Annotated in this window: 18 protein-coding genes and 1 rRNA gene; 8 read left to right on the forward strand and 11 right to left on the reverse strand. The window is 68.5% G+C overall.

Annotation, left to right across the window (positions count from 1 at the left end; translation table 11 throughout):
* The 5 genes from ACFWPK_RS33695 to ACFWPK_RS33715 all read right to left on the reverse strand — a co-directional run.
* Window positions 1-171, reverse strand: a 16S ribosomal RNA gene (locus ACFWPK_RS33695); the annotation flags it as partial.
* A gap of 435 nt (window positions 172-606) precedes the next feature.
* Window positions 607-1,287, reverse strand: a complete 681-nt coding sequence (gene bioD / locus ACFWPK_RS33700) for a dethiobiotin synthase (protein ID WP_378922786.1) — start codon at window positions 1,285-1,287, stop codon at window positions 607-609.
* Window positions 1,284-2,438 (reverse strand): 8-amino-7-oxononanoate synthase, encoded by a 1,155-nt coding sequence (locus ACFWPK_RS33705; protein WP_378922789.1) that lies wholly within the window; start codon window positions 2,436-2,438, stop codon window positions 1,284-1,286. Before ACFWPK_RS33705 ends, bioD begins: the two co-directional genes overlap by 4 nt.
* 154 nt (window positions 2,439-2,592) lie before the next feature.
* Window positions 2,593-3,870 carry an adenosylmethionine--8-amino-7-oxononanoate transaminase gene (locus ACFWPK_RS33710; RefSeq protein WP_378922791.1) on the reverse strand — a complete coding sequence of 426 codons (1,278 nt, stop codon included), beginning with the start codon at window positions 3,868-3,870 and terminating at the stop codon, window positions 2,593-2,595.
* A gap of 60 nt (window positions 3,871-3,930) precedes the next feature.
* Complete coding sequence (locus ACFWPK_RS33715; RefSeq protein WP_378922793.1) at window positions 3,931-4,392, reverse strand: MarR family winged helix-turn-helix transcriptional regulator; 462 nt, start codon at window positions 4,390-4,392, stop codon at window positions 3,931-3,933.
* Between the two features lie 35 nt (window positions 4,393-4,427).
* On the opposite strand from ACFWPK_RS33715, the gene ACFWPK_RS33720 reads away from it, so the two are divergent.
* The 3 genes from ACFWPK_RS33720 (at window position 4,428) to treY (ending at window position 9,578) form a co-directional block, all read left to right on the forward strand.
* Window positions 4,428-4,973, forward strand: coding sequence for a cupin domain-containing protein (locus ACFWPK_RS33720; protein WP_378922795.1), 546 nt, complete (start codon window positions 4,428-4,430; stop codon window positions 4,971-4,973).
* A 66-nt stretch (window positions 4,974-5,039) separates the two neighbouring features.
* Window positions 5,040-7,142: a glycogen debranching protein GlgX gene (glgX, locus tag ACFWPK_RS33725; RefSeq protein ID WP_378922797.1), complete on the forward strand. Its 2,103-nt coding sequence runs from the start codon at window positions 5,040-5,042 to the stop codon at window positions 7,140-7,142.
* Between the two features lie 48 nt (window positions 7,143-7,190).
* Complete coding sequence (treY, locus tag ACFWPK_RS33730) at window positions 7,191-9,578, forward strand: malto-oligosyltrehalose synthase (RefSeq protein ID WP_378922818.1); 2,388 nt, start codon at window positions 7,191-7,193, stop codon at window positions 9,576-9,578.
* A gap of 51 nt (window positions 9,579-9,629) precedes the next feature.
* Here treY and ACFWPK_RS33735 read toward each other — a convergent pair whose 3' ends face one another.
* Both ACFWPK_RS33735 and ACFWPK_RS33740 read right to left on the reverse strand, forming a co-directional pair.
* The gene (locus ACFWPK_RS33735; RefSeq protein WP_378922799.1) at window positions 9,630-10,049 is read right to left on the reverse strand and encodes a hypothetical protein; all 420 of its coding nucleotides are present in this window, start codon (window positions 10,047-10,049) and stop codon (window positions 9,630-9,632) included.
* A 43-nt stretch (window positions 10,050-10,092) separates the two neighbouring features.
* Entirely contained in the window at window positions 10,093-10,449 is a 357-nt protein-coding gene (locus ACFWPK_RS33740; RefSeq protein WP_378922801.1) for a nuclear transport factor 2 family protein, read from the reverse strand.
* A 148-nt stretch (window positions 10,450-10,597) separates the two neighbouring features.
* Between ACFWPK_RS33740 and ACFWPK_RS33745 the strand changes: the two genes are divergently transcribed.
* A complete protein-coding gene (locus ACFWPK_RS33745; protein WP_378922803.1) occupies window positions 10,598-13,300 on the forward strand; it encodes an AAA family ATPase in 2,703 nt (900 codons plus the stop codon).
* 18 nt (window positions 13,301-13,318) lie between these two features.
* Here ACFWPK_RS33745 and ACFWPK_RS33750 read toward each other — a convergent pair whose 3' ends face one another.
* Window positions 13,319-13,534, reverse strand: a complete 216-nt coding sequence (locus tag ACFWPK_RS33750) for a hypothetical protein (protein ID WP_378922805.1) — start codon at window positions 13,532-13,534, stop codon at window positions 13,319-13,321.
* Window positions 13,535-13,631: 97 nt separating this feature from the next.
* Between ACFWPK_RS33750 and ACFWPK_RS33755 the strand changes: the two genes are divergently transcribed.
* Window positions 13,632-14,066 (forward strand): nitroreductase family deazaflavin-dependent oxidoreductase, encoded by a 435-nt coding sequence (locus ACFWPK_RS33755; RefSeq protein ID WP_378922807.1) that lies wholly within the window; start codon window positions 13,632-13,634, stop codon window positions 14,064-14,066.
* An 89-nt stretch (window positions 14,067-14,155) separates the two neighbouring features.
* Entirely contained in the window at window positions 14,156-15,508 is a 1,353-nt protein-coding gene (gene ilvA, locus ACFWPK_RS33760; protein ID WP_378922809.1) for a threonine ammonia-lyase IlvA, read from the forward strand.
* A gap of 19 nt (window positions 15,509-15,527) precedes the next feature.
* Here the strand turns inward: ilvA and ACFWPK_RS33765 are convergent, their stop codons facing one another.
* From ACFWPK_RS33765 to ACFWPK_RS33775, 3 genes are all read right to left on the reverse strand, one after another.
* Window positions 15,528-16,778, reverse strand: coding sequence for a serine hydrolase domain-containing protein (locus ACFWPK_RS33765; protein ID WP_378922811.1), 1,251 nt, complete (start codon window positions 16,776-16,778; stop codon window positions 15,528-15,530).
* Window positions 16,779-16,853: 75 nt separating this feature from the next.
* Entirely contained in the window at window positions 16,854-18,605 is a 1,752-nt protein-coding gene (treZ, locus tag ACFWPK_RS33770; protein WP_378922812.1) for a malto-oligosyltrehalose trehalohydrolase, read from the reverse strand.
* A gap of 45 nt (window positions 18,606-18,650) precedes the next feature.
* Entirely contained in the window at window positions 18,651-20,567 is a 1,917-nt protein-coding gene (locus ACFWPK_RS33775) for a hypothetical protein (RefSeq protein ID WP_378922814.1), read from the reverse strand.
* 118 nt (window positions 20,568-20,685) lie between these two features.
* Between ACFWPK_RS33775 and ACFWPK_RS33780 the strand changes: the two genes are divergently transcribed.
* A complete protein-coding gene (locus ACFWPK_RS33780) occupies window positions 20,686-21,258 on the forward strand; it encodes a TetR/AcrR family transcriptional regulator (protein WP_378922816.1) in 573 nt (190 codons plus the stop codon).
* Window positions 21,259-21,340: 82 nt separating this feature from the next.
* A complete protein-coding gene (locus tag ACFWPK_RS33785) occupies window positions 21,341-22,537 on the forward strand; it encodes a Cmx/CmrA family chloramphenicol efflux MFS transporter (RefSeq protein ID WP_378922817.1) in 1,197 nt (398 codons plus the stop codon).
* Window positions 22,538-22,660: the final 123 nt, after the last annotated feature.

Consider the following 22,660-nt stretch of genomic DNA (forward strand, 5'->3'; position numbering starts at 1 on the left):
ATCCGGTATTAGACCCAGTTTCCCAGGCTTATCCCGAAGTGCAAGGCAGATCACCCACGTGTTACTCACCCGTTCGCCGCTCGTGTACCCCGAAGGGCCTTACCGCTCGACTTGCATGTGTTAAGCACGCCGCTAGCGTTCGTCCTGAGCCAGAATCAAACTCTCCGTTGAAGACTCTCGAAACAACCCTCCGAAGAGAGCGAATCAAAATTATCTAACTAGAGTCCGAAAACCTAGCAAAGCAAACACCAGCAAAAAGATTCGCTGTTGTTCAATGTCCAATCTCCCATGACCGGGGGGTACATGAAGGATTGGAACCAATAATAATTATTGGCACTGACATTCATCGACACACTATTGAGTTCTCAAAGAACACACGCACACACTTCTACCCACAACTTCTCGGAGGGGTTTCGGTGAGGCAAGGGTTCAAACTTAGCTCAGACAACCGGCCGGAAGCAAATCCGATCCGAGTTCCTCCGAACACATGATCAGTCAGGCGCTCAACGTCCTACCTCGTGTCTCAACCAGCGGCTGAGTCGGTGTCCGTGTCGCTCTGACTCGAATAAAGTTACGTGCCGACAAACACGAAGTCAAATCGGCTGGTCAAGGGCGCTTTCCATGCAGGAGGTCGGTAGTGAACCAGCTCGGCGCTGCCGCGGTGAAGCGGTGGCGGTCCCACTGTCCCGCGCCTGCGGGGATTGTGCCGACTATCGGAGTCTCGGTGACTCGTGGAAGGTCGTCCCGATTGCACTGAGAAGCGAGGTCGGGATCGGTCGGCCAGGAGCCGATGACCAAGCCTGCGCAAGGAACACCAGCCGCGGCGAGCATGCGAGTGGTGAGCTCGCTGTGGTTGAGGGTGCCGAGGCCGGCCGCGGCGACAACTACCACCGGGGCACCGATCTTCTGGGCGAGGTCGAGCAGGGTGAACTCCCCCATCCGCACCAGCAGTCCACCCGCACCTTCGACCAGCACCAAGTCGGCGTCGGCGAGCGAATCGACGGCGGCGACGGTTTCGCTCAGCGTCAGTAGGGGCATGGCCGCGCGGCGCGCGGCGGTGTCGGGGGCGAGCGGGTCCGGGTAGCGGGCGAGCTCGAGGGTCCGGGTCACCCCGCTCAGGCGGGTGACCTCGGCGAGGTCGCCGGGCTCGCCGGGAGCGATGCCGGTCTGGGCGGGCTTGCAGACCGCGACGGTGCGGCCCTCGGCCTGTGCGGCGGCGGCCAGTGCCGCGGTGACGACGGTTTTGCCGACGTCGGTCGAGGTGCCGCTGATCAACAGGACAGTCATGCCGTCACCGATTCCTTGCCGCGGGCCGACGCGAGCACATCGCCGAGGACGTCGGCGATCGTCTCCAGTTCGGCGGAGGTGAGGTCGGCACGAGCGGTGAGGCGCAGTCGCGACGTTCCTTCGGGGACCGAGGGCGGGCGGAAGCAGCCGACGTCGAGTCCGCGGGCGCGGCAGGCCTGCGCGGCGTCGAACGCAACTTGGGCTTCTCCGAGAACTACCGAGACCACTGCGGAATCCGGGTCGGATACTCCGGCGATCCGGGCGATGTCGGCGGCCCGGTCGAGGACGCGGGTGGCCATCGAGGGATCGTTGCGCAGCAGCGCCAGCGCGGCGCGGGCGGCGCCGACCGCGGCGGGCGCGAGGCCGGTGTCGAAGATGAAGGTGCGGGCGGCGTCGATGAGGTGGGCGCGGATCCTGGCATCGGCCAGGACTGCCCCGCCCTGGGCGGCGAATGCCTTCGACAGGGTCGCGGTGACGACGAGGTCCGGTTCGCCTGCCAGGCCCAGCTCGTGCACGAGCCCGCGTCCGCCCGTGCCGCGCACCCCGAGGCCGTGGGCCTCGTCGACGATCAGGATGGCGCCGTTCGCCCGGGTGACACGATGGAGGTCGGCCAGTGGCGCGAGGTCGCCGTCGGCGCTGAAGACCGAATCGGTGAGGACCAGCGCGCGCTCCTCGGTGCGGTCGGCGAGCAGTCGTTCGACCGCGGCGACATCGCGGTGCGGCGCGATCACGACCCTGGCGCGGGAGAGCCTGCACGCGTCGACCAGCGAGGCGTGCGAGCCCGCGTCGGAGACCACGAGGGTGCCGCGGCCGGCCAGTGCGGTGACCACACCCAGGTTGGCGGCATAGCCGGTGGCGAAGACCAATCCTGTTTCGGCGCCGACGAATTCGGCCAGTTCGGCTTCGAGGAGCGCGTGCTCGGTGGTCGTTCCGGTGACCAGTCGCGAACCCGTGGCCCCCGCTCCCCACCGCCGCACAGCCGCGATCGCACCCTCGACGACTTCGGGGTGCCGGTGCAGGCCCAGGTAGTCGTTGGAGGCGAGGTCGATCGCGGGCGACTCAGCGGCACGCTCGCGCAAGTGCCTGCGTAGCCCGGCGTCGACCCGCTCGGCCGCGCGCTCGTCCAACCAGCTCAACGGATCCTTACTCACAGTTGAGCAGCATACTTGAACACCGTTCAGGACGGTTGCCCGCGCACTCATCGAAGCGCTGCCGTCACCGCGGTCGGCATGACGCCGACACCTCTCGACCAGTCGGTTGTGCGAGCGGCGCCGTGTCGGCCCCGCCGCCGATCAGCCGCGAAGTTCATGCGACCGAGGCCTTCACCGCCGCGCGCACGGCCTCGGTGATGGTGGCGATGTCGGCCGTGCTGCTGATGAACGGGGGCATCGTGTAGACGAGGTTGCGGAACGGGCGAAGCCAGGCGCCCGCGTCGACGGCGGCATCGGTCGCGGCGCGCATATCGACGGGTTCATCGAGTTCGACGACGCCGATCGCACCGAGAACGCGGACCTCGGCGACGCCGGGCAGGTCGGCGAGCGGCGCCAGGCCCGCCCGTAGTTCGGACTCGATCCTGGCCACCTCGCCCTGCCAGTCTCGCGAGCGCAGCAACTCGATCGAGGCGACCGCAACAGCGCAGGCCAGCGGATTGCCCATGAAGGTCGGCCCGTGCATCAGCCCGCCGTGCGCCGCGCTGATCGTCTCCGCGATCCGCGCTGTACACAGCGCCGCGGCGAGGGTGAGATAACCCCCGGTCAGCGCCTTACCGACGCACATCACGTCCGGGGTGACGCCCGCGTGGTCGGCGGCGAACAGTGCACCGGTGCGGCCGAATCCGGTGGCGATCTCGTCGAAGACGAGCAGGACGTCGTTGTCGTCGCAGATCCGGCGTAGTTCGGTGAGGTAGCGCGGGTCGTGCCAGCGCATGCCGCCCGCGCCCTGCACGACGGGTTCGATGATGACCGCCGCCAGCTCGTCGCGATGGGTGTCGATCGCGCGTTCGAGTACGGCGACGTAGTCGGGTTCGAAGTCGCGCGGCGGCGCGGGGACGAAGACCTGCTCGGTGAGGACGTCGGTCCACAGTGCGTGCATACCGCCGTCGGGGTCGCAGACGCTCATCGGCGTGAAGGTGTCGCCGTGGTATCCCCCGCGCCAGGTGAGCAGCCGGTTCTTCGCCGGGCGCCCGACGCTGCGCCAGTACTGCAGGCACATCTTCGTCGCGACCTCGACCGAGACCGAGCCGGAATCACAGAGGAAGACCTTGTCCAAGCCGGCGGGGGTGAGTTCGACCAGCAATTGGGCCAGGCGGGTGGCCGGTTCATGGGTGAGGCCGCCGAACATGACGTGACTCATCCGCTGCGATTGCGCGAGCAGGGCCGCGTCGAGCACGGGGTGGCAGTAGCCGTGGACGGCCGCCCACCACGAGCTCATCCCGTCGACGAGTTCGCGCCCGTCGGCGAGGGTGAGTCGCGTGCCCGCCGCACCGGCCACGACCAGCGGCTCGGTGGTCGCGGGGAATCCGCCGTAGGGATGCCAGACGTGTTCGGCATCGAGGGCGGTGATCTGCTCGGGGCTCAGGTCCACAGGTTTCCTCGTCGTCGCCCGGTGCTGCCGAGACGACAGCCTTGAACGCCGTTCAAGTTATCACTTGCCGCCGTCGGCGGACCGGGTGTCGCCGTGATTCGCGAGCGCGGCGGGCAGCCGAGCCAGCGCGTCCCGGACCACGGCGAGCGATTCCGCGCCGAGTTCGGCGGCGATCGACTCCTCTATCCGCTGGATGTGCTGCCCGGCCAGCGTCACCACCGCCCGCCCCGCCGCGGTGGTGACGACCAGCCGCGCGCGCCCGTCCGCGGGATCGGGTACACGCTCCACGTATCCGCACTTCTCCAAGTGCGTGACCAACTCCCCCATCGACTGCTGGGTCATTCCGGCGGCCTCGGCCAGCGCGGTCACCCGGGATCCGTCCGGCGCCAGGTACCGGAACACCGCGTAGTGCGCGGGGCGCAGGTCGGTACCGAGCCCCGCGCGCAGCATCGGGTTCAGCGTGCGCTCGTAGGCATCGGCCGCCTGGACCAGCAGTTTCAACAATGAGGACCGCTCAGCCATTGACATAATAGGAAGGTTACCTTTATATCTGGATGATGGCTGACATCGGTTCCGTCCTCACCTTCCGCAACGGGCATCGGGTCACGCTCGTCGACCGCGGCGCCGACGCGCAGGGCGCCTATCTGCGCCTCGAACACGTGCTGCCACAGATCGGTCGGCAGGCGGGCCCGCACTGGCATCCCGAGATCGGTGAAACCTGGACCATCCGTACCGGTCGGGTGCGGTTCCGGGTCGACGGAGTGGAAATCGTCGCGGGGCCGGGCGATACGGTGACCGCTCCCCCGCGAGCCGTGCACGAGTTCTGGAACGAAGCCGGCGACACCGTGATGGACAATGTGATCCGCCCGCCGCTGCAACACTGGGAGATGTTCGAGTTCTGGAGCGGCCTCGACAACGCGAACAAGACGACAGCGAGCAAACTCCCCCGCAATCCGCTCGCCCTCGGGCTGCTGTGGGAGTACCAGGACGGCTATCTCGCCGGTCCGCCCGCGCTGCTGCAGCGGTTGATCTTCGGCGGATTGGCCCGGCTCGCGCGGCGCACGGGCTACGCCCGGCGGTTGCTCGCCACCACATCCGCCTGAGCGGCGTCGGCGAGCGCCCAGTCACATCGTGCGCGGTGGGGCCATGGGTTCCATTACTGTCGTAGCATGTCGAGCCCGAACGACCGACCCGAGGTGTGGCCGGGCACCGCGTATCCGCTCGGCGCTACCTACGACGGCGGGGGCACGAACTTCTCGGTGTTCTCCGAAGTCGCCACGAAGGTCGAGCTGTGCCTGATCGCCAAGGACGGCTCCGAGACCCGCGTCGACCTCGACGAAGTCGACGGTTATGTCTGGCACGCCTATCTCCCCGCCGTCACGCCGGGTCAGCGCTACGGCTTTCGCATCCACGGCCCCTACGATCCGGAGCTCGGATCGCGTTGCGATCCCAGCAAACTGCTGCTCGACCCGTATGGGAAGGCGTTCGACGGCGAGTTCGTCAACGACCCCTCGCTCTACACCTACGGACTGGATTCGCTGGGCCACACGATGACCGGGGTGGTGATCAACCCGTTCTTCGACTGGGGTCCCGACCGGCCGCCGAACCGGCCCTATCACGAGACGGTGATCTACGAGGCGCACGTCAAGGGCCTGACGATGACACACCCGGAGATCCCGGAGGATCTGCGCGGCACCTATGCGGGCCTGGTGCATCCGGCGATCATCGGACATCTGAAATCGTTGGGCGTCACCGCGATCGAGCTGATGCCGGTGCACCAGTTCTTCCACGATCACGTGCTCACCGATCAGGGATTGCGCAACTACTGGGGCTACAACAGCATCGGGTATCTCGCGCCGCACAACCAGTATTCGGCCCGGCCGCGTGGCGACGGTGCGGTCGCGGAGTTCAAGGCGATGGTGCGCGCGATGCATGTCGAGGGCATCGAGGTGATCCTCGACGTCGTCTACAACCATACCGGCGAGGGCAACCACAACGGGCCGATTCTGAGCCTGCGCGGCATCGACAACGCCGCCTACTACCGGCTCGACGACACTGAACCCGAGTACTACAAGGACTACACCGGCACCGGCAACAGCCTCAATGTCCGGCATCCGCACACGCTGCAACTGATCATGGATTCGCTGCGGTACTGGATTCTGGACATGCACGTCGACGGCTTCCGCTTCGACCTCGCCGCGACACTGGCACGCGAATTACACGATGTGGACCGGCTTTCCGCGTTCTTCGACCTGGTGCACCAGGATCCGGTGGTGAGTCAGGTCAAGCTCATCGCCGAACCGTGGGACGTCGGCGAAGGCGGCTACCAGGTCGGCAATTTCCCCGGTCGGTGGACCGAATGGAACGGCAAATACCGTGACACAGTGCGTGATTACTGGCGTGGGGAGCCTGCGACGTTGGGTGAGTTCGCCTCTCGGCTCACCGGATCGTCAGATCTGTACGAGTCGACAGGGCGCAGGCCGGGCGCCAGCATCAACTTCGTCACCGCGCACGACGGTTTCACGCTGCGAGATCTGGTGTCCTACAACGAGAAACGCAATGACGCCAACGGCGAGGGCAATCGCGACGGCGAAAGCCACAATCGATCGTGGAACTGTGGCGTCGAAGGTGAGACCGACGATCCGCGGGTCCTCGCGCTGCGTGCTCGTCAGCAACGAAATCTGCTGGCCACGCTGGTCCTGAGTCAGGGCACGCCGATGCTTGCCCACGGCGACGAGATCGGACGCACCCAGCTCGGCAACAACAATGTGTACTGCCAGGATTCGCCGCTGGCGTGGATGGACTGGTCGCTGGCGCAGACCAATGCCGACCTGCTCGAGTTCACCAGGGCCGTGATCGCCTTGCGCACCGAGCATCCGATCTTCCGGCGGCGCCGTTTCCTGGCCGCCGGGCCGAGCGACGACCAGGGTCACCGGCGCGAGATCGCCTGGTTCGCGCCCGCGGGCACCGAGATGACCAATGACGACTGGGACAGCGGCTTCGGGAAGTCACTGGCCGTGCTGCTCGACGGCGACGGCATCGCCGAACCGGGTCCGCGGGGTGAGCGCATCACCGACGACTCGTTCCTGCTGTGCTTCAATGCGCACGACGAAGCGATCGATTTCGTGCTGCCAGGCCCGGAGTTCGGTGCGCGATGGTCGCTAGCCCTGGATTGTTCGACCCCGACCGGCGCGGCCGACGCGGTGTACGCCGCGGCTGCGACGCTGCCGGTGGCCAGCCGCTGCCTGCTCGTATTGCGCCGAACCACCTAGCCGCCGAGCGAGACGATGACCGAGACCTATGTGACCGACCCAGTGACCATGCTGCATCGCGCGCCCGTCCGGGCCGGCACGGTGCGCAGCACCTACCGGTTGCAGTTGCGCCCCGACGCGCTCACCTTCGCCGATGCCCGCGCCATCGCCGAATACCTGCAGCAGCTGGGCATCTCGCACCTGTACCTGTCGCCGATCCTGACCGCGACGCACGGGTCGACACACGGTTACGACGTCACCGACCCCACCACGGTCTCCGCCGCACTCGGCGGGCCGACAGGGCTCAAAGCACTCTCCGACGAAGTGCGAAGTCGGGGCATGGGATTGATCGTCGACATGGTGCCCAACCATGTGGGTGTCGCCGATCCGCGGCAGAATCCGTGGTGGTGGGATGTGCTGCGCAACGGCCGGAAGTCGCAGTACGCCAAGTATTTCGACATCGACTGGAGCTCGGGCAACGGCGCAGGCGGACGGCTGGCGCTGCCGGTCCTGCAGAACGAGAACGACCCGGCCGCGCTGACCGTGGACCGGTCGGGGGCCGAACCGATGCTGGCACTGCACGATCTGCGATTCCCGATCGCGGCGGGTACCGACGGTGACAACGCGCTGCGCATCCACGACCGCCAGCACTACCGGCTGGTGAGCTGGAAGGCCGGTTTGTGCACGTATCGGCGGTTTTTCGCGGTGAGTAGTCTGGCCGCGATCCGGCAGGAAGACCCGGAGGTGTTCGAGGCGACGCACCGGGAGCTGACGGCCTGGTGCGAACACGATCTGATCGACGGTGTCCGCATCGACCATCCGGACGGATTGTCGTATCCGAGTGCGTATCTCACCCGGCTGCGCAGGCTGATCGGACCGCAGCGGTTGCTGCTCATCGAGAAGATCCTCGCCAATCGCGAGCCGCTCGACGCGACACTGCCGGTCGACGGAACCACCGGCTACGACGCGCTGGCCGATCTCGGCGGGGTGCTGATCGATCCGGCGGGTGAGACAACGCTGACCGAACTGTCCCAGCACGTCGCGGGGCACGGCAGCGACCGGGCGTGGTTCGGTGAGACCGAGCATCGGATCAAGCGGGCCGTCGCCGAAACCATTCTGGCGCCGGAGATCCGGCGCTTGGTCGCCGCGATCAAGCGCGACGGCAATGCGGGCAGTTTCGACACCCTCGCGGTGAGCAACGCGACCATCGAGGTGCTGGCTTTCATGCCGGTGTACCGGGTGGACTACGCGCCGCTGGCCGGGATGACCGCCGCGGTCGTGGCGGAGGTGGAGAAGCGCAATGCCGAACTGACGGCACCACTTTCGGTCCTGGTGACCGCGCTGACGATGGGCGGTGAAGCGGCGCGGAGGTTCTCGCAGGTGTGTGGGGCGATCACCGCCAAGTCGGTCGAGGACACCATGTTCTATCAGGGCGCACGGCTGGTGTCGCTCCAGGAGGTGGGCGGGAATCCGGCGCGCTTCGGCCACTCCGTCAACGACTTCCACCTGTCCAACAGCGAACGCGCGCAGCGCTGGCCCGCGACCATGACGACGATCTCGACCCACGACACCAAGCGTGGTGAGGATGTGCGCGCGCGGATCGGGGTGCTGTCGCAGGTCGCCGATGTCTGGTCGCAGCGGGTTCGCGGCTGGCTGGAGACCACTCCCGCGCCCGACGGGGCGACGGCACTGTTCTTGTTGCAGAACATGTTCGGTGTGTGGCCCGCCGACGGACGGCCCGCTTCGTCGGTGCCCGGCCTGCGCGATCGGCTGCATCTTTTCGCGGAGAAGTCGATTCGCGAGGCCGGGACCAAGACCTCGTGGGAAGAGCCCGACGCGGAGTTCGAATCGGCCGTGCACGGGTGGCTCGACGCGGTGATCGACGGGCCGGTCGGTACCGGCATCGGCGACCTGGCGCATGAGCTCGCGCCGCACGCGTGGTCGGACGCGGTGTCGCAGAAGCTCTTGCAGCTGGGCGCGCCGGGGATTCCCGATATCTATCAGGGCACCGAGTTGTGGGAGGACTCCCTCGTAGACCCCGACAACCGGCGGCCGGTCAACTTCGCCACCCGGGTGGGGATGCTCCAATCACTCACCGACACACCGACTCTGGATACCACCGGCGCGGCGAAGATGTGGGTGGTCGCGTATGCGCTGTGGTTGCGCCGGGAGCGGCCGGAGTGCTTCGTCGGCGGAATGTACCGGCCGCTCTATGCCATCGGAGAGCACGCGAATCGGTTCATCGCCTATGGGCGGGGGCCCGCGGGAGAGGCGCCGGAGGTGATCGTGGCGGCGACCCGGCATTCGGTCGGGCTCGGCACAACGGGCTGGCTCGACACCATTTTGCCGCTGCCACAGGGCAATTGGACCGATCGTCTCACCGGAAACACCTTCGCGGGTAGTGCACGGCTGGACAAATTGTTCGCCCGACTTCCTGTCGCGCTGCTGGTGCGCTGAACAACGCAAGCGAGGGACCGACGCTGGGTGCGTCGGTCCCTCGAGGGCGGCTCAGTGGCTTCGGCGCAGGCCGAGGTACTGCAGGGCGGCGAAACCGCCGACGGTCACCGACTGCATCACCGCCCACACCGCGCCCACCGTGGTGAGACCGAGTACGCCGGTCGACAGCGCGGCAAGGCTGGCCACGACCCAGGCGGTGTTGCCCACCGCCACCACCGACGCCGCGGCACGGTTGACGGGCGACGATCGGCCGACGACCGCGACGGCGAGACCGTAGGCGGTGAGGAAGGCGCCGATCGCGAGGCCGACACCGGCCTCGAGGCCGAGTAGCCGTTCCAGCGGTTGCGCCAGCGCCAGGTAGGCGAGGCCGTTGGCGGTGGTGACGACGGCGTCTAGGCGCAACGACAGCCGCAGCAGGTTATCGCCGGAGGCGAGCAGTGCGGACAGACGGGACGGGGCGGTGGTGGTCATGGCTGTGCTCCTTGGCTGCGAAAGGGTTAGGCGAGTGCGCCTATCAGGTGGTGGTGGGGACCTGGTCGAGGAAGCCGTACACGCTGTCGATGCGGCCGTCGGCGAGGACGGCGACGTCGAAGCCGATCACGACGGCGGGGGCGTCGGCAGGGCCGAGGCCCCAGGTGAAGCGGACCTGGTCGTGATGGGCGTCGACGGGGCCGGCCAGGGTGAAGGTCCAGTCGGGGAACTGGGACTGCACGCCCGCGATAGCGGCCTCGAGTTCGGCGTGGCCGGTGACCGCGACCAGCGGGTCGACGTAGCGGGCGTCCGGGGTGAAGAGACGGGCGACCGCGGAGCGGCGGGCGGCGGGCTCGCGGGTGTTCCAGGCTTCCAGGTACTGCGCGACGACGGTGTTCATATCGACCTCCGAAATGGGCTTTGAGCTGGTATTTCGCGGGTTGTTCCTGCGATGACACCAACGTTATGGCGCGAGGGGGGTCGGTCGAATCAGTCGCCTATAGGTACTTTTTCCGTCGCGATACCGGTGCGGCGATACGGTGGTGCCCATGCTGCACGGACGCGACACCGAACAGGCCAGGATCGATGACCTGCTCAGTGGTGCGCGCGTGGGCCGGAGCGGGGCCTTGGTCCTGCGCGGTGAAGCCGGGATCGGTAAGACCGCGCTGCTGGATTACGCAGCGGCGCAAGGTGTTCCGACCGTGCGCAGTGCGGGCATCGAGTCCGAGGCCGAATTGCCCTTCGCGGCACTACATCTGCTGGTCCGGCCCGGTATGGAGTTGGTGCGGCAGCTGCCGTCGCGGCAGCGTGACGCACTCGAGGCGGCGTTCGGGCTGGGCGAGGGCGCTCCCGCCGATCGGATGCTGATCGGGCTGGCGGTGCTGACACTGCTCGCCGAGGAGGCGGCGCAGGGGCCGCTGCTGTGCTTGATCGATGACGCGCACTGGCTGGACCGGGCCACCGCGGAGGCGCTGCTGTTCGCGGCACGCAGGCTCGACGCGGAGGGGGTGGTGATGCTGTTCGCGACTCGCTCGGGGCCGCAGGATTTTCCCGCTCCCGGGCTGACGGAACTCGCACTGTCGGGGTTGCGTCCCGACGCGGCGGCGGCACTGCTCGATGCCGGTACCACCCCGTTGACTCCGGCCGTGCGGTATCGGCTGCTCGCCGAGTCGGACGGCAATCCGCTTGCGCTGCTGGAACTTCCGTCCGCGGTCGGCGAAGACATCGTCGACGAGACGAATCCGCTGCCGTTGACACAGCGGTTGCAGCTGGCCTTCCACGGGCGGGTCACCCGACTGCCCGCCGCGACCAGAACCGTGCTCCTGGTCGCCGCGGCGGCAGGTGCGGCGGACCTCGCTCCGGTGCTGCGTGCCGCGTCCGCGCTCGGCGCGTCACTACAAGATCTGCAACCCGCGCAGGACGCGGGCATGATCGCCACCGACGGGAAAACGCTCACGTGGCGCCATCCACTGTTGCGGTCCGCGGTGTACCAGGGCTCGGCGCTCACCGACCGCCTCGCCGCCCATCGTGCGCTCGCCGACGCGCTGGTCGACGACGACGCCGCCGACCTGCGCGCGTGGCACCTCGCCTGCGCGGCAACAGGTCCCGACGAGCACACCGCGACCGCGCTGGAACGAACAGCCGATCGCGCCCGGCGCCGCCACGGCTTCCACGGCGCGATGGCCGCCTACGATCGCGCGGCGGCGTTGAGTACCGACGCCGGCGCGCGGGTGCGCAGGCTCGTCCTCGCCGCCGAGACCGCGACTGAAGCCGGCCTCACCGACCGAGCGGAACGACTGGCCGAGCGGGCCGAGTCCCTTACCCACAGAACTGAATTCGATTCCGGTAAGCCCGAGTTCGAGCTGCGCCTGGACTTGGTGCGCGCGCAGGCCGAATTCGCCGGTGGTAAACCGGGTTCCGCGCATCGGCGGCTGATGTCGGCGGCCGTCGCGGCGCGCGAAACCGATCCACGTGGCGCTGCGCGCATTCTGACCAAGGCCATCCACACCGCGTGGTACCTCGGACCCGATGAGCTCGACGAGGTCGCGGCCGTCCTCACCACGCTGCGGCTGGTGGAGGACGATCCCGCGACGCCGATCGTGCGGTATCTGTCCGGGTCGGTGGCGGGACAGCGGGTCGCTGACCTGCGCGACGCGGCGGCCGCGGCGAGGGCGAGCGGGGCGGACAGTCCGGCCGATCTCGTACAGCTGTGTGGCAGCGGCCTGGTCGTCGGCCAAGACGAGCAGGTCGAGGAGCTGGCCGGTGAGTTGATCAGGGAATGCCGGGAGCAGGGGCGGATCGGGTTGCTGGCGCCGCTGTTGTTCTTCCGATCCGAGGGGTTGTCGTTCGGTGGGCGGCCCAGGGAGGGCCGGATCGCGGCCGAGGAGGGGTTGCGGATCGCACGCGACATCGGGCAGGCGCAGTGGGTCAGCCAGATCCACGCGTTTCTGGCGTATCTCGCCGCGCTGCACGGTGATTCGACATCCTGTCGCGACCACGCCGATCGCGCGGTGGCCGAGGAATTCGGTGGGCCGGGCGCGGTCGGTGCGTCGTGGGCGCACGCGGCCATGGCGCTGCTCGCACTCGGGGAAGGCCGACTGGAGCAGGCGCGGACAGAGCTCGCCCATATGACGATCGAGCCGGCTCGCCACCACGTCATCGGGCTGCGCACCCTCCCGGATCAGATCGAAGTGGCGGTTCGCCTCGGCGCGACCGACCGTGCGACCGAAGCACTGGATCGGCTCACCCACTGGTCACAGCGGGCCGGACAGGAGTGGATCGCGGCGCTGGCCGCCCGCGGACGTGCGCTGCTGGCCGACGGATCAGCCGCCGAGCAGCACTTCACGGCCGCGCTCGCCGCGAACCGCCCGTTCGACGAAGCCCGTACCCGGCTGCTCTACGGCGAGTGGCTGCGCCGCGACAAACGCAAGGTCGACGCGCGGGCTCAGCTGGAGCAGGCTATGAACCTGTTCGATCGGCTCGACGCGACGCCGTGGAGCGAACGCGCCCGCACCGAACTGGGTGCGCTCGGCATCGGCACCGGCGCCCGAGCCGGCGGCGGCCCGCTCAGCCTGCTCACCCCGCAGGAATCACAGATCGTGCGATTGGCGGCGCAGGGCTTGTCCAACCGGGAGATCGCGGCGCGGCTGTTCCTGAGCCACCGCACCGTCGGCCATCACCTGTACAAGGCATATCCGAAGCTGGGCGTGCTCTCGCGCGGTGAGTTGAGCGGGCTCGACCTGACGGAGTGAATCCGCCACGGAGTCGAATCAGTGGCGCGAGGCGGTACGCGTGGCGCCCACGGTCCAGCGGAGAGCGGCGACTGCTGCCGCGGCCAGCACCGCTACCTGCGGCGACCCGACGATCAGCAGTAACAGCGCACCGACCACGAGCGCGGCGACGAGCGCCTCGAGCTTGTAGACCGGCCAAGCGCTACCCGCGATGTCGACGGTCGCGGATGCTGCCGATGAGGTGAGCACTGCCATGCAGACCAGGATAGGCGCACATCGAAGTTCGGGCCACCGAACTTTCCCGGGTCACCCTGTCGGGAACATCACACAGCGTCGATTCGTTGTGCAGGTCATGCCACTGACAGGAGAGTACGCACCGAGCACTTCGGACTGGGCACGCGAACAGGCCGAGACCTACGAGAATTCCGGCGGCGCCGAGGGGACTTCGCTGCAAGGCAAGCCCGTCATCCTGCTCACCACCACAGGCGCCAAGTCCGGCAAGCTGCGCAAGACACCGCTGATGCGGGTCGAGCACGACGGCGAGTACGCCGTCGTCGCGTCGCTGGGCGGGGCGCCGAAGAACCCCGTCTGGTACTACAACGTCAAGGCCGATCCGCACGTCGAACTGCGCGACGGCACCACCACCAAGGACTACACCGCTCGCGAGGTCTCCGGCGACGAGCGAGCGCGGTGGTGGGAACGCGCGGTGGCCGTGTGGCCCGACTACGACGAGTACACGAAGAAGACCGATCGCGTGATCCCGGTCTTCGTCCTCACCCCGCGCTGAACCCGCAGGTCCGGGCACACCCGCCGTGGCTGCCACGGCGGGTGGTTCCGCTCACCGAACGCGCGAGACGCCTCGGTAGCATTGTCCGGGTGTCCCCCATCGCTGACGTCGCCGAAGTGTCCGTAATCCGTCCGCCGCTCACCGCGGACGAGATCGACGCCGCCGCCAAGCGAATTTCCGACATCATCGAGCCGACTCCGCTGCAATACAGCGCGCGGTTATCGGCGAGCACCGGTGCGCAGGTCTACCTCAAGCGCGAAGACCTGACCGCGGTCCGTTCCTACAAGCTGCGCGGCGCCTACAACCTGATGGTGCAGCTCACCGCCGCCGAGCGCGCGGCCGGTGTGGTGGCCGCCAGCGCGGGCAACCACGCGCAGGGCGTGGCCTTCGCCTGTCAAGCGATGGGTGTGCGCGGGCGCATCTATGTGCCGACCACCACCCCCAAGCAGAAGCGCGACCGCATCCGCGTGCACGGCGGCGAGTTCGTCGAGCTGATCGCCGTCGGCGAGACCTACGACGCCGCGGCCGCCGCGGCCGCCGACGATGTCGCCCGCACCGGCGCCACCATGGTGCCGCCGTTCGACGACCCGCGCACCGCCGCGGGTCAGGGCACCATCGCCGCGGAGTTCCTCGAGCAGCTCGGCACCGCGCCCGACCTGGTGATCGTTCCGGTCGGTGGCGGTGGCTGCCTCGCCGGCATCGGCACCTACCTGCGCGAACGAGCACCGCAGACCGGTCTGCTGGGCGTCGAACCCGCGGGCGCGGCCTCGCTCACCGCCGCACTGGTCGCCGGTGCTCCGGTGACACTGCCCGAGATCGACCCGTTCGTCGACGGTGCCGCCGTGCGCCGCATCGGCGACCTGCCCTACCGGGCGGCGGCCTCGTTCGGCGGGCGGATGGTCTCGCACGCCTCGCTGCCGCTGCTCACCACACCCGAAACCCAGACCGGCGCAGCATCTTTCCGGGTGATGATGGTCGACGAGGGCGCCATCTGCACGGCGATGCTCGACCTCTACCAGAGCGAAGGCATCATCGCCGAGCCCGCGGGCGCACTGGCCACCGCGGCACTGACCGAGATCGACATAGTGCCGGGTAGCACGGTCGTGGTGCTGGTCTCGGGCGGCAACAACGATGTCTCGCGCTACGGCGAGATCATCGAACGCTCACTGGTGCACCGCGGCCTCAAGCACTACTTCCTGGTCGACTTCCCGCAGGAACCCGGTGCGCTGCGCCGCTTCCTCGACGATGTCCTCGGCCCCGACGACGACATCACCATGTTCGAGTACGTCAAGCGCAACAACCGCGATACCGGGGCCGCGCTGGTCGGCATCGAACTCGGCGCCACCGACGACCTGGCCTCGCTGATGCACCGCATCGAGGAGTCCCCGATCCAGGCCGAACGCCTGGAACCGGGCTCCCCCGCCTACCGCTACCTCACGTAGCGCCGATGCCGCGCGGCGGTTACGCCGCCGCGCGGTCCTCGCGGGATCCGGGTACCCGGCTCGCGCGCACGCTCGACAGGACCAGCGGCAGCAGCCAGCCCATGGCGACCTGGTCGTACGGCAGCAGTACCTGGTCGAGGCGGTTGTGGACGTAGGCCACCGACAGGCCCGACTGCGGGTCGACCCAGCCGAACGAACCGCCCAGCCCGATGTGGCCGAAGCCGTGCCGTGCGCCGGGGATGGGCAGGGAGTGGTAGCCCAGGTGCCACATCATCGGGAGGTAGAACAGCGCGTGGTCGAGCCGGTAGGTCTGGACCCGGCGGATCGCGGCGTGCGTGCTCGGCCGCAGGTACGGTGCGCCGTCGACGGTGAAGCCGTCGGCCAGCGCGGCGTACATCTTCGCCAACCCGTCGGCGGTGGCCACACCGTTGCCCGCGGGCATCTCGGTGTTCAGGATCGTCGGGTCGTCGCCGTCGAGGATGCCGTCGAGGCCGGGCACGAACAGGCAGCGAGCGGCCGCACCGAGCGGTCCGGGCAGCCGGAATCCGACCTTCGCGAGAAAGCCCGCGGCGATCGGGTGCGCGGCGAAGCTCATGTGCGCGCCCACCAGCCGGGCGTATTCGGTCGAGGAGTCCACGGCGGGGCGCCCGAGGTGGATGCCATCGATACCGAGCGGATCGGTGACCTCGCTGCGGATCAGCTCACTCATGCTTCGGCCGGTCACACCCCTGGCCAGGCCCGCGAGCAGCCAGCCGTAGGTCAGGGCGTGATAGGTCGGGGTGCCGCGCATGCGGTCGGGAGTGGCCAGCGCGAGGCGGTCCTCCATGAGTTCGTGATCGAGGGCTTCCGCGGCGGTGCTCGCGACCGCGGACAGCGACGACAGTCCGGCGCGGTGGGTGAGCACGTCGGCGACGGTGATCGAACCCTTACCGTGCGCGGCGAAGCGCGGCCAGTACTCGGCGACCGGCGCCTGGTAATCGATCAGTCCGCGATCGGCGAGCCGGTGGATCACGGTGGCGGTGACGCCCTTGGTCGCGGAGAACACGATCGCACCGGTATCCGCGTTCCACGGCCGGTCACCCCCGCTACCGGTCCAGAAATGGGCGAGCGGCTCACCGTGCCGATAGATGGCGATGGCACCGCCCGCGTCGCGGCGATGGCCGATCAAGGCGGCGAATGCGCGCACCAGCGGGCCGAATCCGGCCGGGGCGTAGCCCCCGACACCGGCCGGGAGGGCAGCGCTTTCCTGCCCGTAAGCGTCGTTGCTCATCATCTGACTATACGGCGTTATGCCCATTCGGCAATGCCGCGTTTCGGACTGTGGCCGACCTGTGCCCCGGCGTCATCACTCGGTGACCACCGTGCCCGCGCCGTCGCCTTCCTCCAGCACGGCGAAACTGTGGCCCGAAATGAGTGTTCCCGCACCACTTTCGGTGGCGGGTGACCAGGCCAGCAGGACCCGGCCGTGCACCGGGATCACCACTTCGTCCTCGGCGAGGTTGCACACCACCGAGATTCGGCCACGCCGCAGGATGAACCAGCGCCGCGCCTCGTCGTAGTCGGCCCAAACTCGTTCCAGCCATGGGTCGGTGAATTCCGGCCTCGACTTGCGCAGGGCGAGCAGGCCGCGATAGCAGGCGAGCAACCGGGCGTGCGGTTCGCGTCCGACCTCGGTCCAGTCGAGCTTGGAGCGGGTGAAGGTGGCCGGATCCTGCGGGTCGGGCACCTCCTCGGTGGACCAGCCGTGCTCGGCGAACTCGGCGCGTCGCCCGGTGGCGGTGGCCGCGGCGACGACCGGGTCGGTATGGGAGGTGAAGAACTGGAACGGGGTGCGCGCGCCCCACTCCTCCCCCATGAACAACATCGGGGTGCTCGCCGAGAGCAACACCAGCGCCGCCTTCACCGCGAGCTGGCCGGGGGTGAGGTAGTCGCTGGGGCGATCACCGATCGCGCGATTGCCGATTTGATCGTGGTTGCAGGTGTAGCCCAGTAGGGCGCTGCCGGGGACGAGATCGCGCGGGATGGGAGCACCGTGCGTGCGGCCACGGAAGCTGGAATACGTTGCGGCGTGGAAGAACCCGTGCGTGAGTGTGTGCGTGAGGCAGGCCAGTGAGCCGAAATCGGCGTAGTAGCCCTGCCTTTCGCCGGAGACAGCCGTGTGGACGGCGTGGTGCAGGTCGTCGTTCCACTGGCCGGTGAGCCCGTAGCCGCCCGCCGCGCGCGGGGTGATCAGGCGGGGATCGTTGAGGTCGCTCTCGGCGATCAAGCTCAGCGGGCGGCCCAGATGTGCCGCCAGCGCGGTCGTTTCGACGGTGAGCTCGTCGAGCAGGTGGGTGGCGGTGCGGTCGACCAGCGCGTGGACGGCATCGATGCGCAGTGCGTCGATATGGAATTCGCGCAGCCAGCGCAGGGCATTGTCGATGATGTAGGCGCGGACCGCGTCCGAGCCCGGACCGTCGAGATTGAGGCCGCGCCCCCAGGTGTTGCGGCCGGTGGTGAGGTAGGGGCCGAAGCGTGGCAGGTAGTTGCCGCAGGGGCCGAGGTGGTTGTAGACCACGTCGAGGCAGACGGCGAGGTCGCGGGCGTGGCAGGCGTCGACGAACCGTTGCAGGCCGTCGGGGCCGCCGTAGCTTTCCTGCACCGCGTACCAGAGGACGCCGTCGTAGCCCCAGTTGTGGGTGCCGTCGAAGGCATTGACCGGCATGAGTTCGACGGTGGTGACGCCGAGGGCGACGAGATGGTCGAGATGGGTGATCGCCGCGTCGAAGGTGCCGTCGGGGGTGAAGGTGCCGACGTGGAGTTCGTAGAACACCGAGCCTGCCAGGGCTCTGCCGGTCCAGTTCCGGTCGGTCCAGGCCGTCTGGTCGAGGTCATGGACCGCGGAGGTTTCGTGCACCCCGTCGGGTTGGCGGGGCGAGCGCGGGTCGGGCAGTACCGTCGGATCGTCATCGACCAGGAACCCGTATCGGGCACCCTGACCTGCGTCGACGCGTACCGACCAGTTGCCGCTACCGTTTCTTCGCATCGGGTGCTCGACCCCGTCCAGTTGCAGCCGCACCGCTCCCGCCTCCGGTGCCCACACCCGAAACTGCCTCATCGGCCCAGCATCGCATGCCCCGCGCCGGTGTGCTCGATCAACGAATCACCGCGTGTGTGCGGTGACCCCGACAGGTCCGGCGCCGATGCACAGCGACTGCCGCTCGTCGAGGGACCTGATCCGCAGGGTGTCGCCGCCCCCGAGCAGCCGGATGTACACGGTGTTCAAGCCCGCGCGCACGTCGGCGATCGTTTCGGTCTCGCCTTCGAAGGACAGGGCGATCCGGCCGTCACGTTCGGCGTTGTAGTTCACCTGGGCGGTCCAGTCGCGGATCTGCATGGGGCCGTCGAGCGGGAGGTTGGCACCGGCGGTGCCGCGCACGCGGTGGCCGCAGCGGGGTTCGGGGCCCGCGACGATGGCCCGGTTCCACCAGACCTGTGCGTCGACGACGGCGCCTTCGTCGGTGATCATGCGCAGGCGTGGGGTCGAGAGGGCGAAGGTGGTGGGTGTCGCGATCGGGGCGAAGACACGGTCGGTCATGTTCTCGGGGAATGCCAACGGGTTCAACACATTCCACGGAACCTCTTGTGGCAGCAGCGGTGCGTCGGCGACGCCGGGAAGGGCGGCTCGCACGCCGGTGACGTAGGTGCGGGCCGGGCTCGGTTCCCATGATCTGGTGAAGGTGATCGTCGAGTACACACTGCTCGCCAGGAACAGGACGATCGCCGCGATACCCGCCGGCTGCCGCACTCGGCTGTCGCGCCCGGCCTCGATCCGAGCCGACCCACCGACGGTGCGCGCATGTGTCAGGGGGGCGCCCGCCAGAACCTGTTGTTCGTTCGATCCGATGACCGGACTCGGCCCGTGCCGACCGGGCGCCAGAGCGATCAGTGCCAGTGCGACGGTGGCGATCACGGCGAAGTCGGCGAAGTAGCGCATGGACTGGAGTAGGAGACCCGCGGTGCTCGGGCCGTCGCGCAGGAGGACGACGGGCGCGATGGTCAGCACCGCGTATCCGGCAGCGCACGCCCAGACCGCGACGACCCGGCGGCGGGTGCGCATTGTCCACGCCACGAACAGGATCAGCACCAGCCAGCTCAGCGCGACCAGCACGCTCGGTGGATCGGCCCACGGGGTGGCGGGTTGCCAGCGCTCCCAGCGCCACGGACCGCCGAACAGGGCGGGTACCAGCCCGTCCGACAGCGCCCGGCTCCAGAGGGATCCGGGGTGTTCGGGCGCTGAGAGTCCGCGCGGGCGCTCGATAACGAGCAGGAAGCACGCCGCCCACGCCAGCAACACGGCGCCGGCCGCCGTCCACAGCGCGGCGCCACGGCGAGCGGCCGCACGCACCGACCCTCCCGATACGTGGGCTGCGAGCACCGCGACCGCGAAAGCCACCGGCAGTACGACCACCGATTTCTCGAAGAACAGCAACGCCACCGCGAACACCACCGCCCCCGACACTGCGTACCCGCGCCGCCCGGTCCGCACCAGTCGCACGGCGTCCGCGCTCACCCAGGCCAGGGCGATCTGCAACGGCAGCGCGTTCACCGCCGCCGACCACCAGGCGAAGGCGGGCACCGTCAACGGCACGAACAGGTAGAACGCCAACGGCCCAAGCATCCGCGCCCGAACTCCGACCAGCACGACGATCAGGCGCAACACCGCCAGCGACGCCAGCAGCTGCAACGCCATCAGCGCGAGGACCGCCGCCGTCCAATTCAGCGGTGCCACTTCGGTGACCAGCCAGGTCAGCACGAACGCCAGCGGCATCACGTGCCCGTCGTGACTGGTGAACAGCAATTCCGTCGACAACACCGGCTGACTGCTCACCCGCCCGATCAGCAGGAAATCGTCCCAGTAGAAGAACCCGGCACCGGCCACCCAGCCGCGCAGCACCAGCTGCGCCACGATCAGGCAGGCCGCGACGAGCAGCACCGCGGGCCCGGACAACGCGAGCCGTCCCGGCCGAGACGACATCTCGGCGGGCGATGGCGAGTCGAGCAGCGGCACGGACGTCACGTCTCTCGACGCTAGCTCGTAGTTCGCGGGGCGGCCATCACGACCCACCACAGTGGGCCTGCGCTCGCACACTGCATATTTTGGACTGATCTGTTCAAAATGTGCTACGGTCATCGACATGGCCCGACCCAAGGAGTTCGACGAGCACCGCGCGGTGGACGCCGCGATGCGGGCGTTCTGGTCCGCGGGCTACGAGGCGACCTCCACCCAGGATCTCTGCGCCGCGACAGGTTTGGGCCGCAGCAGCATCTACAACACCTTCACCAGCAAACGCGAGCTGTTCGACCGCGCGCTGCGGCACTACATGACCACGAAGAACGCACCCATCTTCGAAATCCTCGACAGCGACGCACCGGCTCGGGAACGGATCGGCGCCGTGCTGCGCCGAATCGCCGACGCACCCGACACCGAACCGGCGGGCTGCCTCGTCGTCAACTCGATCGTCGAACTCGCGCCGCACGACGCCGCCGTCAAGGCCGACCTCCGCGCCGACGAAGAGCGCCGCCTCGACGCACTCACCGCAACCATCGAAAGCGGCCAGCGCGCAGGCGAATTCGCCCTCGATCGCGAGGCGCGCGCCATCGCCCAGTTCCTGACCGCCACGATCAGCGGCATGCGGGTCGCGGCGCGCGGTGGTGCGGACCGCGCCACCCTCACGGCGATCGCCGATACCGCGATGCGCTGCCTCTGAGATCACCGAACCTGAACCGTCTTCTAGTCATGTCCTCATTTTGGACTGATTGATTCAAAATAGTTCGTAGGAAAGGTTTGTCATGCCGACCGCTATCTACATCCTCGGCCTGTCCATCTTCGCCCAGGGCACCTCCGAGCTGATGCTCGCCGGTCTCCTCCCGGAAATGGCCGCCGACCTCGGCGTGTCCATTCCCAGTGCCGGACTGCTCATCTCGGCCTTCGCGCTGGGCATGCTGGTCGGCGCGCCACTGCTGGCCGTGGTGACGCTGCGCTGGCCACGCCGCGACGCACTGCTCGCCTTCCTCGCGATCTTCGTCGCGACCCATGTCGTCGGCGCGCTGAGCGGCGACTACTGGCTGATCCTCGGGACGAGAGTGGTGAGCGCCTTCGTCTACGCCGGGTTCTGGGCGCTGGCGGCGACGACGGCGGTGAGCCTGGTGGCGCCGCGGTTGCGCGGGCGGGCGATGAGCATCGTCGCGGGCGGACTCACCATCGCCACGATCGTCGGGGTGCCCGCGGGCACCGTGATCGGCCAGCATCTGGGCTGGCGCGCGGCCTTCTGGGCGGTCGCCGGACTGTCCGCGCTGACCATGATCGGAGTGCTCGCGAAGATCCCCGGCGGGCGGCCGAGCACGGTCACCGCGCTGCGCGGCGAATTGCGCGTGATGGCGAACCCGCGCCTGTGGGTGTCCTACGGCGCCACCGCGCTGTCGACGGGTTCAGCCTTCGTCACCTTCGCCTATCTCGGCGCGATGCTCGCCGACACCACCGGTATCTCGGAGGCGTGGGTCCCGGCGGTGCTGGGACTGTACGGTCTCGGCGGGCTGATCGGCATCACCATCGGTGGCCGCTTCGCCGACGCGCACCCGTTCGGCACCCTGTACGTGGGAGCCACCGGGATGACGGTGGCCGCGGCCGCGATCGCCGTCACCGCGCACTCCCCCGCCGCGATGATCGTGCTCGTCGTGCTGCTCGGCGCTTTCGGGTTCGCCACGAACCCCGCGTTGAACACCCGCGTCTTCGCACTCGCCGACGGCGCGCCGACGCTGGCCGCGGCGACCAACTACTCGGCATTCAACGTGGGAATCACGGTCGGCCCGTGGCTCGGTGGCCTGGCCATCGGTGCCGGGCTCGGCTTCGCCTCGGTCGGCTGGATCGGCGCCGCCCTCGGACTGGCCATGCTCGCCACCGTGGGCCTGTCGCACCGACTGGAGCGTGAACCCGTCACGGCCGCTGTGTCTTCCGAGCCTCGCGTACCCGAGTTCATCCCCCAGTAGACCTGTAAACAGCGAATCCACCCGCAGCGCTGCGGGTGGATTCGCTGTTTGCGAGCTTGCTCAGCCCAGTCTCATATACACAACAGACGCTGCCGACGACAAATCAAGTGTAGATCTCGGTGG

This window comes from Nocardia sp. NPDC058519 (genome assembly GCF_042719755.1).
Taxonomy (GTDB): Bacteria; Actinomycetota; Actinomycetes; order Mycobacteriales; family Mycobacteriaceae; genus Nocardia.

Coding starts and splice junctions, on each gene's coding strand:
- ACFWPK_RS33765 (WP_378922811.1), bottom strand. CDS start 16,778: ATGAGCAACGACGCTTACGGGCAGGAAAGCGCTGCCCTCCCGGCCGGT.
- ACFWPK_RS33785 (WP_378922817.1), top strand. CDS start 21,341: ATGCCGACCGCTATCTACATCCTCGGCCTGTCCATCTTCGCCCAGGGC.
- ACFWPK_RS33780 (WP_378922816.1), top strand. CDS start 20,686: ATGGCCCGACCCAAGGAGTTCGACGAGCACCGCGCGGTGGACGCCGCG.
- treY (WP_378922818.1), top strand. CDS start 7,191: ATGCTGCATCGCGCGCCCGTCCGGGCCGGCACGGTGCGCAGCACCTAC.
- treZ (WP_378922812.1), bottom strand. CDS start 18,605: ATGAGGCAGTTTCGGGTGTGGGCACCGGAGGCGGGAGCGGTGCGGCTG.
- ACFWPK_RS33720 (WP_378922795.1), top strand. CDS start 4,428: ATGGCTGACATCGGTTCCGTCCTCACCTTCCGCAACGGGCATCGGGTC.
- glgX (WP_378922797.1), top strand. CDS start 5,040: ATGTCGAGCCCGAACGACCGACCCGAGGTGTGGCCGGGCACCGCGTAT.
- ACFWPK_RS33755 (WP_378922807.1), top strand. CDS start 13,632: ATGCCACTGACAGGAGAGTACGCACCGAGCACTTCGGACTGGGCACGC.
- ACFWPK_RS33735 (WP_378922799.1), bottom strand. CDS start 10,049: ATGACCACCACCGCCCCGTCCCGTCTGTCCGCACTGCTCGCCTCCGGC.
- ACFWPK_RS33750 (WP_378922805.1), bottom strand. CDS start 13,534: ATGGCAGTGCTCACCTCATCGGCAGCATCCGCGACCGTCGACATCGCG.
- ACFWPK_RS33715 (WP_378922793.1), bottom strand. CDS start 4,392: ATGGCTGAGCGGTCCTCATTGTTGAAACTGCTGGTCCAGGCGGCCGAT.
- ACFWPK_RS33740 (WP_378922801.1), bottom strand. CDS start 10,449: ATGAACACCGTCGTCGCGCAGTACCTGGAAGCCTGGAACACCCGCGAG.
- bioD (WP_378922786.1), bottom strand. CDS start 1,287: ATGACTGTCCTGTTGATCAGCGGCACCTCGACCGACGTCGGCAAAACC.
- ACFWPK_RS33745 (WP_378922803.1), top strand. CDS start 10,598: ATGCTGCACGGACGCGACACCGAACAGGCCAGGATCGATGACCTGCTC.